Genomic DNA, 12,434 nt, shown 5'->3' with positions numbered 1-12,434 from the left:
GGTGGGTGGAGCAGGTTCTTTGAAGAGGAATGCCCATGCAACTGGTCTGCCCGGCAGGCAACCTGCCTGCACTCAAGGCCGCGGTACGCCAAGGCGCCGATGCGGTCTACGTCGGTTTTCGCGATGACACCAATGCCCGCAGCTTCGCCGGGCTGAACATGGACGACAAGCAGTTCGACGCCGCCGTCGCCCATATCCGCCAGCACCAGCGCCAGCTCTACGTGGCGGTCAATACCTATCCCCAGCCCCAGGGCTGGCAGCGCTGGCAGCGAGCGGTGGATCGCGCCGCGGACCATGGCGTGGATGCCTTGATCGCCGCCGATCCCGGCGTGCTCGGTTATGCCACCGAGCGCCACCCACACCTGAGCCTGCACCTGTCGGTGCAAGGCTCGGCCACCAACGCCAGCGCCCTGGCGTTCTACTCCCAGCACTACAACATTCGCCGCGCGGTGCTGCCCAGGGTGCTGTCCCTGGCCCAGGTGCGCCAGGTGGCGGTCAACAGCGCGGTGCCCATCGAGGTGTTCGCCTTCGGCAGCCTGTGCATCATGGCCGAGGGCCGTTGCCACCTGTCGTCCTACATCACCGGTGAGTCACCGAACCTGTGCGGCGTCTGCTCGCCGGCCAAGGCGGTGCGCTGGAGCGAGGATGCCGAGGGCTTGAGCGCACGCCTGAGCGAGGTGCTGATCGACCGCTACGGTCCCGACGAGCCAGCCGGCTACCCGACCCTGTGCAAGGGCCGGTTCATGGTCGAGGGCAAGCGTTTTCATGCCCTGGAAGAACCCACCAGCCTGGACACCCTCGACCTGCTGCCGGAGCTGGCGGCGATCGGCGTGCAGGCGGTGAAGATCGAAGGGCGCCAGCGCAGCCCGGCCTATGTCGAGCAGGTCACCCGGGTCTGGCGCGCGGCGCTGGACGCCCATCGCCTGGCGCCCGATCACTTTGCGGTCAAGGACCAGTGGCGGCAGGTACTGGCTGGCCTTTCCGAAGGCAGCCAGACCACCCTGGGCGCCTACCACCGTTCATGGCAATGAGGGACTTGAAATGAAGCTCAGCCTGGGACCCGTCCTCTACTACTGGGACAAGGAACGCTTGGCACGATTCTACGAACAGATGGCGGCCCTGCCGCTGGATGTGATCTACCTGGGGGAAACCGTGTGCTCCAAGCGCCGGGCGCTGAACCTCGACCAGTGGCTGGGCCTGGGGCGCGAGCTGCAGCAGGCCGGTACGGCGCAGGTCGTGCTGTCGGGCCTGACCCTGATCGAGGCCGCCTCCGAGCTGTCGAGCCTGCGGCGCCTGTGTGACAACGGCGAGTTCCTGGTGGAGGCCAACGACATGGGCGCGGTGCAGTTCCTGGTCGAGCGCCAGTTGCCGTTCGTGGCCGGCCCGGCGCTGAACCTGTACAACGGCCACGCCCTGGCCAAGCTGCAGGACTGCGGGATGATCCGCTGGGTGCCGCCGGTGGAGTGCTCGGCCACGCTGATCCGTGCGGTGCTCGAGCAGGTGGCCGGGCTGGACCGGGCGTTGCCTGAGGTCGAGGTATTCGCCTACGGACATCTGCCGCTGGCCTATTCGGCCCGCTGCTTTACCGCCCGGGCGCAAAACCGGCCCAAGGACGATTGCCAGTTCTGCTGCATCAGCTACCCCGACGGCATGGCCCTGAGCAGCCAGGAGGGCCAGGCGCTGTTCACCCTCAATGGCATCCAGACCATGTCGGCCGAGGTCACCAACCTGCTGGCCGACTATCCCGGGCTGGTGGCCTGCGGCGCCGACCTGCTGCGCCTGAGCCCCCGGGCCGAAGGCATGGTCGAGGTGGTGCAAGCCTTCGCCGGGGTCTGCCGGGGCCAGACGCCGCCGGTATTCGTCGAGGGTTGCAACGGCTACTGGCATGGCCAGGCAGGCATGCTGCGAGTAGAGGAGGCGGGCTTGTGCTGATCCCTGCGCAATGGCTGCTCAAGGGCGCGGACCGGGTGCTGCCGCTGGTGCGCCGGGTGCCGTTCGCCCTTCAGCGGCTGACCCTGGAACAGGCGCTCAACCGCTGCCTGGCCGAGCCCCTGGGCGATGGCGAATTCGACCTGCTGCGCGGACGCTGGCTGTGCCTGCGCATCGCCGACCTGGACCTGACCTGGTACCTGACCCGTCACCGCGACGGCCTGGGCATCGCCCAGCGGGCCCGGGCCGACGTCACCATCCGTGGCAACTGGCGCGAGTTCCTGCTGCTGGCCAGCCGCCAGGAAGATCCCGATACCCTGTTCTTTCGTCGGCGCCTGGTGATCGAGGGCGATACCGAACTGGGGCTGACCCTGAAGAACCTGATCGACAGCCTCGACCCGCAGGTACTGCCGGCCTGGTTGTGGCGCCACCTGGAGCGCGCCGGCAAGGGCCTGGCTGGCGCCCGCGGGCCAGAGGCTCAGCCCGGATAGTCGGCCAGGCGCTGGGCAGCGAGGATCTGGATGCTGCCGCGCTGCATGCTGATCAGGCCCTCATCCACCAGCCGGTGCAGGGTGCGCGAGAAGGTCTCCGGCTGAATGCCGAGCTTGGAGGCCACCAGGCGCTTGGACACTTGCAGCTCGACCCGACCGTCCCGGGGGTCGCATTCCTGCAGCAGAAAGTTGATCACCCGGCGGCAGGCACTGGGCAGGATCAGGGTGTCGATGTCCCGCAGGCGCTGGTGCAGATGCAGGCTCATGCTGGCCATGACCGCCAGGCACACCTGGGGCTGGTCCTGCAGGGCGTGGCGGTAGTGGGCGCCGTCGATGCTCACCAGCACGCAGTCCTTGAGGGCGCTGGCACTGACCGGAAAGCTGTGGGCCTGGCTGAACTGCAAGGCCTCGGCAAAGGTCTGGCCCGGCTGGATCACCTCCACCAGGTGTTCCTGACCCTCGACGTTGAGCCGATAGAGCTTGATCTGGCCACTGACCAGCAGGAAAAAGCGCGTGGCCGGTTCGCCCTGGCGCACCAGGGTGTCGTGGCAGGCCAGGCGCTTGAGGGTGGCCAGGGTGCAGACATCCTCGAAGACCTTGCCCGGCAGCTTGGCGAACAGGTAGTGGCGACGCAGGAGCAGGACAGTGGATGGGTGATTGAGCATGGCGTACCTCCGCTGCCGCCCATGGTAGGGCGGCGGCCGTCGGCGGCCCATGCCTCCGCCGGCCTACCTCCAAAGGAGCAGTCAGGCGTTGTGGCGCAGGTGCTCCATGGCCCAGACGGCCGCTTCGACCCGCGAGCGCAGGCCCAGCTTGTGCAGCAGGTTCTTCACATGCACCTTGACCGTGCCCTCGGTGATGCCCAGCTTGTGACCGATGACCTTGTTGCTGTAGCCGCTGGCGATGGTCCGCAGGACCTGGCGTTCGCGCTCGGTGAGTTCGACCTCGTTCTGCCGCGGTGGCGAGCGCAGCGCCTGGGCCATGACCCGGGTCAGCCCCGGACTGATCACCAGGGCACCGCCCAGGGCGTCGCGGATGTACTGGATCAGCAGTTCCGGTTCCATGTCCTTGAGCAGGTAGCCATCGGCGTCCAGGCGCAGGGCATCGCGAATGTCGTCCTCGCTGTCGGACACGGTGAACAGCAGGATCTTGCCGGCGAACTGGTTTGCCCGCAGGTGGCGCAAGGTCTCGATGCCGTTCATCTGCGGCATGTTGTTGTCCAGCAGGATCAGGTCCGGCTGCAGCGTCTGCACCAGGTCCAGGGCTTCGGCGCCATGATTGGCTTCGCCGACGATGGCGAAGTCGTCTTCCAGTTCGAGCATCTGGCGGATGCCGCGACGCATCATCGGATGGTCGTCCACCAGCAGGATGCGGTGGCGCGGGGAGGGGGTCATGAGGGATTACCTTCTGTCAGGCGCCCGAGGAACTCCGGGCGAAATTCCATCTTCACCAGGGTGCCCTGGGGCTCCCGGGAGAAAATCTGCAACTGGCCGCGCAGGCTGCGGGCCCGCTCGTCCATGATGTTCAGGCCGTGGTGCTCGCGCAGGTCGTGGTTGCCGCTGAACCCGCGACCATCGTCCTCGATCGACAGGCACACCCGCTCGCCGTGCTGGCGCAGCTGCAGCCAGGCGTTTTCTGCGTGGGCATGGCGCAGGCAGTTGGACAGCGCTTCGCGGGTGATCTGCAGGATGTGGATCTGTTCACTGGCGGACAGCTCGAAGGCCAGGCTGTCGATGTGCAAGTGCACCTGGAATTCGCCCCGGCGGGAGAACTCGTCGGCGGTGTCCTTGAGCTCCTGCACCAGCCCGGCGTCGTGGATGCGCAGGCGGAAGGTGGTCAGCAGCTCGCGCAACTGGCGGTAGGCGGTATTCAGGCCTTCGCGCAGCTCGCTGGTGACGTTCTCCAGGGTGGCCACCGGTTCGCCGCGGCGCATCAGGGTCTGCATGCGGCTGACCTGCAGCTTCATGTACGACAGCGCCTGGGCCAGGGAATCGTGCAGTTCGCGGGCGATGATCGCGCGTTCTTCCAGCAGCACCAGGCGGTGATCCTGCTCGCGCTGGCGCTTGAGTTGCAGCGACGTGCCGATCAGGTTGGCCAGGGCCTGGATCAGCTCTATTTCCCAAGGCTGGGGTTCCAGGCCGTTGTGAAAGTGCGCCTTGAGTTCACCGAAGGTGCCGCCCTGGTTGCTGATGGCGAAGGTCACGCTGTCGCTGCGCTGTTGGCAACTGGCGCAGTCGCTGCTGGCACAGATCTGCCGGTTGTCGCTGCCATGCAGGGCCAGTAGCTGCCGGGCCTGGGCCTGGCCTTGCAGGCACAGCGACAGGCGCAGGCCCGGCAGGCGTTCCTGGAAACGCCGGATCAATTCATCCAGGCCTTCGGCGTTGGCCTGGCGGGTGGCCAGGCTGCGGCTGCTCTGGTACAGCAGCTCCAGTGCGGCGTTGGCCTGTTGCAGGTGCAGGGTCTTCTGCCGGACCTGGGTTTCCAGGGTGCGGTGGGACTGCTCGATGGTCTCGGCCATGGCATTGAAGCTGGTGGCCAGTTGGCCCAGTTCGTCCTCGGACTGGTGGTTGACCCGGGCCTTGAAATCACCGCAGCGAAAGCGCTGGGTTGCGTCCACCAGCTCCTTGAGCGGGCTGATCACGTTCGACTGCAGTTCGTACAGGCCAAACAGCAGCACGATCATGGTGGTGAACAACGCGGTGCCCTGGATCAACTGCTGCCAGCCCTGCTTGTGCTCGTTCTCATGCTGCAACAGGCTGACGAACTGGTTGAGCCGCTCGACGAAAGGCTGGGTGCTGGCCTGGAACAGTACGGCGTCGCCACTCTCCAGCGCCGGTTGCAGGACCTGCCGCCAATCGTCCTGCAACTGCCGGTAGCTGAGCTGCAGGTCCAGGTTGTTGCCGTCTTCCAGCACGCCCTTGAGCGCCGGGCTGTTGAGGCGCTGCTGCAGACTCTGGCTGATGCGCTCGACTTCGTCGGCGCCGGCCCCGGCGGCCAGTTTCCAGCTCAGGTGGTAGGTCTCCATGCGCACCGAGCCTGCGGTGTTGATCGCCGCCGCGTCACCCTGGCTGAACCAGGCGATCAGGCCGGCGCTCAGGGAGCTGGCCAGGGCCAGCACGCTGATCAGGATCACCGCCAGCCCGGCGCGCGCCGGCAGCGAACTGCGCAGCCAGGCGATCATCGATGGCCGCCGAGGGGCAGGGGGGCAAAAGGGTGCATGTAGCGCTCCAGGAAGGCAAAAGGTCGTTTCGCAGCCTGTCCCTGGCGCTCTACCTCTAAAGAGTTGGTCGCTTGAGGTCATCCCGCACAGGTTGCGAGAAAACCCTCAAGGCCCTGATAAACAAAGGGTTCAGAGGTTTTTCGGCGCTACCTCCTTGGAGGTAGGCGGCGCAAGCATAGACATTCAGGCGCCTGGGCTTCTTTGATCGGAGTCAAGTTTTTGCGGGGTTTGTCTCCCTAGTCTGCAGCCATGGATCAATGGCTGGAGACTCCAAGATGACTCAACCACGATTACGCCAAGGCCTGGTGCTGGGCATGAGTACCCTGGCCTTCACCGTCTGTTTCATGGTCTGGATGATGTTTGCCGTGCTCGGCGTGCCGATCAAGGACCTGCTGCAACTCAACGAAACCCAGTTCGGCCTGCTGACCGCTACCCCGGTGCTGACTGGCTCCCTGGTGCGCCTGCCGCTGGGCATGCTCACCGACCGTTTTGGCGGGCGCAGCGTGTTCTTCCTGCTGATGCTGGCCTGCGTGCTGCCGCTGTACCTGATCAGCTACGCCACCACCTACTGGCAGTTCCTGGTGCTGGGGCTGTTCGTCGGCCTGGCCGGAGGCTCGTTCTCCGTGGGTATCGCCTATGTCGCCAAATGGTTCGAACAGGAGAACCAGGGCCTGGCCATGGGCATCTTCGGCGCTGGCAATGCCGGCTCCGCCGTCACCAAGTTCCTGGCCCCGGCGCTGATCGCCGCCGGCAGCTGGCAGCTGGTGCCCAAGGTGTTCAGCGCCATCTTGTTCATCACCGCGCTGCTGTTCTGGTTCTTCAGCGCCGACAACAAGGCCCATCGCCGGGTCTCGACGGTCGGCCTGGGCGAGCAGCTCAAGGCCTTGGCCGAGCCTGCCGTATGGCGCTACTGCCAGTACTACTCGATCGTCTTCGGCGGTTATGTGGCCCTGGCATTGTGGATGACCAAGTACTACGTGCAGGAGTACGGCTTCAGCCTGCAAAGCGCCGCGCTGCTGGCCGCCTGCTTCTCCCTGCCGGGCGGCGTGCTGCGCGCCGTGGGTGGCTGGATGTCGGACCGCTGGGGAGCCCAGAGCGTGACCTGGTGGGTGCTGTGGGTCAGCTGGGTCTGCCTGTTCCTGCTGTCGTACCCGCAGACCCAGTTGCAGGTGCAGACCGTCAACGGCCCGCTGGATTTCCATATCGGCCTGAACCCTGCGCTGTTCACCGTGCTGCTGTTTGTCATGGGCATCGCCTTCGCCTTCGGCAAGGCCTCGGTCTTCAAGTACATCGCCAACGACTACCCGCAGAACATGGGTGCGGTCTCGGGCATCGTCGGCCTGGCCGGTGGCCTGGGCGGCTTCATCCTGCCGATCCTGTTCGGCGCCCTGGTGGACCTCACCGGCGTGCGCTCTTCCTGCTTCATGTTGATGTATGGCGTGGTCTGGGTATCGCTGATCTGGATGTACTTCAGCGAGATCCGCCGGCGCCCGCTACTGGGCAAGCAGCCCCCCGTCATTCAGGCACCGTTTTCGAGCATTTCCCAAGGAGAAGAACATGTCGGTTCTTAACACGCCCGGCACAGGCCCGGTGATTCACGACTGGCGCCCGGAGGACCCGGCCTTCTGGGGCCAGAGTGGCAAGCGCACGGCTACCCGCAACCTGTGGATCTCGATCCCCGCGCTGTTGCTGGCCTTCGCCGTGTGGATGGTCTGGAGCACGGTGATCGTGCGCCTGAATGCCATCGGTTTCAGCTTCAGCACCGACCAGCTGTTCTGGCTGGCGGCCTTGCCGGGGCTCTCGGGAGCAGCGCTGCGGGTGTTCTACTCGTTCATGGTGCCGATCTTCGGTGGCCGGCGCTGGACCGCCCTGAGCACGGCTTCGTTGCTGGCACCGTCGCTGTGGATGGGTTTTGCCGTGCAGGACCTGGCCACGCCCTACAGCGTGTTCGTGCTGATCGCGCTGCTGTGCGGTTTTGGCGGCGGCAACTTCGCCTCGAGCATGGCCAACATCAGCTTCTTCTACCCCAAGTCGCAGCAGGGCACGGCCCTGGGCCTGAACGCCGGGCTGGGCAACCTCGGGGTGTCGGTGATGCAGTTCTGCGTGCCGCTGGTGATCACCTTCGGCCTGTTCGGTGTGCTGGGCGGCCAGCCCCAGGTGCTGGCCGACGGTGGTCGGCTGTGGTTGCAGAACGCCGGTTTCATCTGGGTGCCGTTCATCCTGCTGGTGACCCTGGCGGCCTGGTTCGGCATGAACGACCTGTCCAGCGCCAGGGCCTCGTTCAGCGAGCAGGCGGTGATCTTCAAGCGCAAGCACAACTGGCTGATGTGCTGGCTGTACCTGGCCACCTTCGGTTCGTTCATCGGCTTCTCGGCGGCGTTCCCGCTGCTGATCAAGACTGCCTTCCCCCAGGTCAATGCCCTGACGTTCGCCTTCCTTGGCCCCCTGGTGGGCGCCCTGGTCCGGCCGCTGGGCGGCTGGCTGGCGGACAAGCTGGGCGGTGCGCGGGTGACCCTGTGGAACTTCGTGCTGATGATCCTGATGGTCTTCGGGGTGCTGGCGTTCATCCCGCAGCCGGGGCAGGGCGGCAACTTCTACGGTTTCCTCGGCCTGTTCATGCTGTTGTTCATCACCACCGGCATCGGCAACGGTTCGACCTTTCGCATGATCCCGGTGATCTTCCGCACGCTGCACGAGCGCGCCGCCAGCGGCAAGGACAGCGCCGCCCGGGAGCAGGCGCTCAAGGACGCCGGCAAGGAGTCCGCCGCCGTGCTGGGCTTCAGCTCGGCCATGGGGGCCTTTGGCGCCTTCTTCATTCCCAAGACCTTCGGCACCTCGATGACCATGACCGGCAGCCCGGCGCTGGCCTTCTACATGTTCGTGGGGTTCTACCTGAGCTGCATCGTCGTGACCTGGTGGTGGTACGCCCGCAAGGGCGCCCAGATCCCTTGCTGACATGCCCGCCCATTCCACCTTTGCCGAGTCGGGGCACAGAACCCCGCAGCACGCCTGAGAGGACAGCATCATGAGCCATCTGCTGGATCAACTGCGGTTTTTCAACCGCAAGCAAGGCGAGTTTTCCGCCGGTCACGGGGAAACTCGCAAGGAATCGCGCGACTGGGAGAACGTCTACCGTTCGCGCTGGCAGTACGACAAGATCGTGCGTTCCACCCACGGGGTGAACTGCACCGGTTCCTGCTCGTGGAAGATCTACGTGAAGAACGGCCTGATCACCTGGGAAACCCAGCAGACCGACTACCCGCGCACCCGCACCGACCTGCCCAACCACGAACCCCGCGGTTGCCCCCGGGGCGCCAGCTACAGCTGGTACATCTACAGCGCCAACCGCCTGAAGTACCCCAAGGTGCGCAAGGCCCTGCTCAAGCTGTGGCGCGAGGCGCGCCAGACCCTGCTACCGGTAGAGGCCTGGGCCAGCATCGTCGAGGACCCGGCCAAGGCCGATGCCTACAAGAGCAAGCGCGGCATGGGCGGTTTCATCCGTTCCAGCTGGGACGAGGTGACCCAGATCATCGCCGCCGCCAACGTCTACACCGTCAAGCAGTACGGCCCCGACCGGGTGGTGGGTTTCTCGCCGATCCCGGCCATGTCGATGATCAGCTACGCCGCCGGCGCCCGTTACCTGTCGCTGATCGGTGGCACCTGCCTGAGCTTCTACGACTGGTACTGCGACCTGCCGCCGGCCTCGCCGATGGTCTGGGGCGAGCAGACCGACGTGCCGGAATCGGCCGACTGGTACAACTCCAACTACATCATCGCCTGGGGCTCCAACGTCCCCCAGACCCGCACCCCCGATGCGCACTTCTTCACCGAGGTGCGCTACAAGGGCACCAAGACCGTGGCCATCACCCCGGACTATTCGGAGGTGGCCAAGCTCACCGATCTGTGGCTCAACCCCAAGCAGGGCACCGACGCCGCGCTGGCCCAGGCCTTCAACCATGTGATCTTCAAGGAATTTCACCTGGATCGGCCCAGCACCTATTTCACCGAATACGCCAAGCGCTACACCGACCTGCCCGTGCTGGTGCTGCTCAAGCCGATGCTCGGCACCGCGCCGGGTGCCGGCTATCAGCCGGACCGCTTCCTGCGGGCCTCGGACCTGGCCGACAACCTGGGCCAGGACAACAACCCCGAATGGAAGACCATCGCCCTCGACGCCGATGGCCAGCTGGTTTCACCCCAGGGCTCGATCGGCTATCGCTGGGGCGAGCAGGGCAAGTGGAACATCCTGCCCCGTGAAGGCACCGACGGCCGCGAGATCGACCTGCGCCTGAGCCTGATCGGCGGCGACGTCGCCGAAGTGGCATTTCCCTACTTCGCCGGTGAGTCCCAGGAACACTTCCAGCATGTGGCCGGTGACGCCGTGCAGTTTCGCCGGGTGCCGGTGCACAACCTGACCCTGGCCGATGGCAGCCAGGTCAAGGTGGCCACGGTGTTCGACCTGTCGGCGGCCAACCTGGCCATCGACCGTGGCCTGGGCGGCGCCAACGTTGCCCGCGACTACGACGATGCCAGCGTGCCCGGGACCCCGGCCTGGCAAGAGCAGATCACCGGCGTCAGCCGCGAGAAGGCGATCCAGATCGCCCGGGAGTTCGCCGAGAACGCCGACAAGACCCGTGGCCGTTCGATGATCATCCTCGGCGCGGCGCTCAACCACTGGTACCACATGGACATGAGCTACCGCGGGCTGATCAACATGCTCATGCTCTGCGGCTGCATCGGCCAGACCGGTGGCGGCTGGGCCCACTACGTCGGCCAGGAAAAACTGCGCCCGCAATGCGGCTGGCTGCCCCTGACCTTCGGCCTGGACTGGAGCCGGCCGCCACGGCAGATGAACGGCACCAGCTTCTTCTATGCCCACAGCTCGCAGTGGCGCCACGAGAAGATGAACATGCACGACGTGCTCTCGCCGCTGGCCGACAAGAGCCAGTTCCCCGAGCACGCCCTGGACTACAACATCCGCGCCGAGCGCGCCGGCTGGCTGCCCAGCTCGCCGCAGTTCAGCGTCAACCCGCTGCACATCTGCCGCGACGCCGCCGCGGCCGGCATGGCGCCCAAGGATTACGTGGTCAAGGGCTGGCAGGACGGCAGCCTGCGCTTTGCCTGCGAACAGCCCGACAACCCGGCCAACTTCCCGCGCAACATGTTCATCTGGCGCTCCAACCTGCTGGGCTCCTCCGGCAAGGGCCACGAGTACATGCTCAAGTACCTGCTGGGCACCCGCAACGGCGTGATGAACGAGGACATCGGCCAGTCCGGCGACTGCAAGCCCGGGGAAGCCGAATGGGTCGAGCAGGGCCCGACCGGCAAGCTGGACCTGGTCACCACCCTGGATTTCCGCATGTCCTCGACCTGCGTGTACTCCGACATCGTCCTGCCGACCGCGACCTGGTACGAGAAGGACGACATGAACACCTCGGACATGCACCCCTTCATCCACCCGCTGTCGGCGGCCATCGACCCGGCCTGGGAGTCGCGTACCGACTGGGAAATCTACAAGAGCATCGCCAAGGCCTTCTCCGAGATGAGCGAAGGTCACCTGGGGGTCGAACAGGACCTGGTCACCGTGCCGCTGCTGCATGACAGCGTCGGCGAGCTGGCCCAGCCCTTCGGCGGCAGCGACTGGAAAACCGCCGGGGTGGCACCGCAGCCGGGCAGGAACGCGCCGAACCTGCAAGTGGTGGAGCGCAACTACCCGAACATCTACAAGCAGTTCACCTCCCTGGGCCCGTTGCTGGAAAAATTCGGCAACGGCGGCAAGGGCATCAACTGGAACACCGAGGAGGAAGTGCAGCTGCTCGGCGACTTGAACTACCGCGAGCAGGAGGCGGGCATCAGCCAGGGCCGGCCGAAGATCGACACCGCCATCGACGCCGCCGAAGTGGTGCTGTCCCTGGCGCCGGAAACCAACGGCCGCGTGGCGCTCAAGGCCTGGGAAGCCCTGTCGCGGTTCACCGGTATCGACCACAGCCACCTGGCGCAATCCAAGGCCCATGAGGCGATCCGCTTCCGCGATATCCAGGCCCAGCCGCGCAAGATCATCTCCAGCCCGACCTGGTCCGGCCTGGAAGACGATCACGTGAGCTACAACGCCGGCTACACCAACGTCCACGAGAACATCCCGTGGCGCACCATCACCGGTCGCCAGCAGTTCTACCAGGACCACCCCTGGATGCAGGCCTTCGGCGAGCAGTTGATGAGCTACCGGCCACCGGTGGACACCCGGACCATCGAGGCGGTGAAGGGCAAGCGCGCCAACGGCAACCCGGAGATCGTCCTCAACTGGATCACCCCGCACCAGAAGTGGGGGATCCACAGCACCTACAGCGACAACCTGCTGATGCTCACCCTGAGCCGCGGCGGGCCGATCGTCTGGCTCTCGGAGATCGACGCCAAGCGTGCCGGCATCGAGGACAACGACTGGATCGAGTGCTTCAACGCCAACGGTGCGGCGACTGCCCGGGCGGTGGTCAGCCAGCGGGTCAAGGAGGGCATGGTGATGATGTACCACGCCCAGGAGAGGATCGTGAACGTGCCCGGTTCCGAGACCACCGGCACCCGTGGCGGCCACCACAACTCGGTGACCCGGGTGGTGCTCAAGCCTACCCACATGATCGGCGGCTATGCCCAGCAGGCCTACGGTTTCAACTATTACGGCACGGTCGGTTGCAACCGCGACGAGTTCGTCGTGGTGCGCAAGATGGCCGAGGTCGACTGGCTCGACGGTTCCCGTGGCGATGAGCTGCCACAACCGTTGCCCACCGAGATGGAATGAG

General features: G+C 65.7%; 9 protein-coding genes. 6 read left to right on the top strand and 3 right to left on the bottom strand.

What is annotated here, in order from left to right; all coding sequences use genetic code 11:
- Nucleotides 1-35 precede the first annotated feature (35 nt).
- From ubiU to ubiT, 3 genes are read left to right on the top strand one after another with little or no spacing between them, the layout of a single operon-like run.
- Complete coding sequence (gene ubiU / locus LGQ10_RS05465; RefSeq protein WP_058435903.1) at nucleotides 36-1,031, top strand: ubiquinone anaerobic biosynthesis protein UbiU; 996 nt, start codon at nucleotides 36-38, stop codon at nucleotides 1,029-1,031.
- Nucleotides 1,032-1,041: 10 nt separating this feature from the next.
- Nucleotides 1,042-1,932 (top strand): U32 family peptidase, encoded by an 891-nt coding sequence (locus LGQ10_RS05460; RefSeq protein ID WP_226524876.1) that lies wholly within the window; start codon nucleotides 1,042-1,044, stop codon nucleotides 1,930-1,932.
- Nucleotides 1,926-2,420 carry a ubiquinone anaerobic biosynthesis accessory factor UbiT gene (gene ubiT, locus LGQ10_RS05455; protein ID WP_058435901.1) on the top strand — a complete coding sequence of 165 codons (495 nt, stop codon included), beginning with the start codon at nucleotides 1,926-1,928 and terminating at the stop codon, nucleotides 2,418-2,420. Before LGQ10_RS05460 ends, ubiT begins: the two co-directional genes overlap by 7 nt.
- Here ubiT and LGQ10_RS05450 read toward each other — a convergent pair.
- The 3 genes from LGQ10_RS05450 to LGQ10_RS05440 all read right to left on the bottom strand — a co-directional run bounded on the left by LGQ10_RS05450 (nucleotide 2,408) and on the right by LGQ10_RS05440 (nucleotide 5,601).
- Nucleotides 2,408-3,085 carry a Crp/Fnr family transcriptional regulator gene (locus tag LGQ10_RS05450; RefSeq protein ID WP_226524875.1) on the bottom strand — a complete coding sequence of 226 codons (678 nt, stop codon included), beginning with the start codon at nucleotides 3,083-3,085 and terminating at the stop codon, nucleotides 2,408-2,410. The two genes, ubiT and LGQ10_RS05450, sit on opposite strands and share 13 nt — an antisense overlap.
- Nucleotides 3,086-3,166: 81 nt before the next feature.
- Nucleotides 3,167-3,814, bottom strand: a complete 648-nt coding sequence (gene narL / locus LGQ10_RS05445; RefSeq protein WP_226524874.1) for a two-component system response regulator NarL — start codon at nucleotides 3,812-3,814, stop codon at nucleotides 3,167-3,169.
- Nucleotides 3,811-5,601, bottom strand: a complete 1,791-nt coding sequence (locus LGQ10_RS05440) for a HAMP domain-containing protein (protein WP_058436686.1) — start codon at nucleotides 5,599-5,601, stop codon at nucleotides 3,811-3,813. Before LGQ10_RS05440 ends, narL begins: the two co-directional genes overlap by 4 nt.
- Nucleotides 5,602-5,915: 314 nt before the next feature.
- Here LGQ10_RS05440 and LGQ10_RS05435 point away from each other — a divergent pair, with 314 nt between their 5' ends.
- From LGQ10_RS05435 to LGQ10_RS05425, 3 genes are all read left to right on the top strand, one after another.
- A complete protein-coding gene (locus tag LGQ10_RS05435) occupies nucleotides 5,916-7,211 on the top strand; it encodes an MFS transporter (RefSeq protein ID WP_226524873.1) in 1,296 nt (431 codons plus the stop codon).
- Nucleotides 7,198-8,595: a NarK family nitrate/nitrite MFS transporter gene (locus LGQ10_RS05430; protein WP_226524872.1), complete on the top strand. Its 1,398-nt coding sequence runs from the start codon at nucleotides 7,198-7,200 to the stop codon at nucleotides 8,593-8,595. Before LGQ10_RS05435 ends, LGQ10_RS05430 begins: the two co-directional genes overlap by 14 nt.
- Before the next feature lie 70 nt (nucleotides 8,596-8,665).
- Complete coding sequence (locus LGQ10_RS05425) at nucleotides 8,666-12,433, top strand: nitrate reductase subunit alpha (protein WP_226524871.1); 3,768 nt, start codon at nucleotides 8,666-8,668, stop codon at nucleotides 12,431-12,433.
- Nucleotide 12,434 lies beyond the last annotated feature (1 nt).

Origin of the sequence: Pseudomonas sp. L5B5, from assembly GCF_020520285.1 — a bacterium.
In the GTDB taxonomy this organism is placed as follows: Bacteria; Pseudomonadota; Gammaproteobacteria; order Pseudomonadales; family Pseudomonadaceae; genus Aquipseudomonas.
Note: the sequence above shows the minus strand (reverse complement) of the source record. Positions and strands in the feature narration are given on the sequence as shown.

Bases quoted from the DNA above. Each gene is read 5' to 3' on its own strand.
- LGQ10_RS05430 (WP_226524872.1), top strand. From the start codon at position 7,198: ATGTCGGTTCTTAACACGCCCGGCACAGGCCCGGTGATTCACGACTGG.
- LGQ10_RS05460 (WP_226524876.1), top strand. From the start codon at position 1,042: ATGAAGCTCAGCCTGGGACCCGTCCTCTACTACTGGGACAAGGAACGC.
- ubiU (WP_058435903.1), top strand. From the start codon at position 36: ATGCAACTGGTCTGCCCGGCAGGCAACCTGCCTGCACTCAAGGCCGCG.
- LGQ10_RS05450 (WP_226524875.1), bottom strand. From the start codon at position 3,085: ATGCTCAATCACCCATCCACTGTCCTGCTCCTGCGTCGCCACTACCTG.
- narL (WP_226524874.1), bottom strand. From the start codon at position 3,814: ATGACCCCCTCCCCGCGCCACCGCATCCTGCTGGTGGACGACCATCCG.
- LGQ10_RS05425 (WP_226524871.1), top strand. From the start codon at position 8,666: ATGAGCCATCTGCTGGATCAACTGCGGTTTTTCAACCGCAAGCAAGGC.
- LGQ10_RS05440 (WP_058436686.1), bottom strand. From the start codon at position 5,601: ATGATCGCCTGGCTGCGCAGTTCGCTGCCGGCGCGCGCCGGGCTGGCG.
- LGQ10_RS05435 (WP_226524873.1), top strand. From the start codon at position 5,916: ATGACTCAACCACGATTACGCCAAGGCCTGGTGCTGGGCATGAGTACC.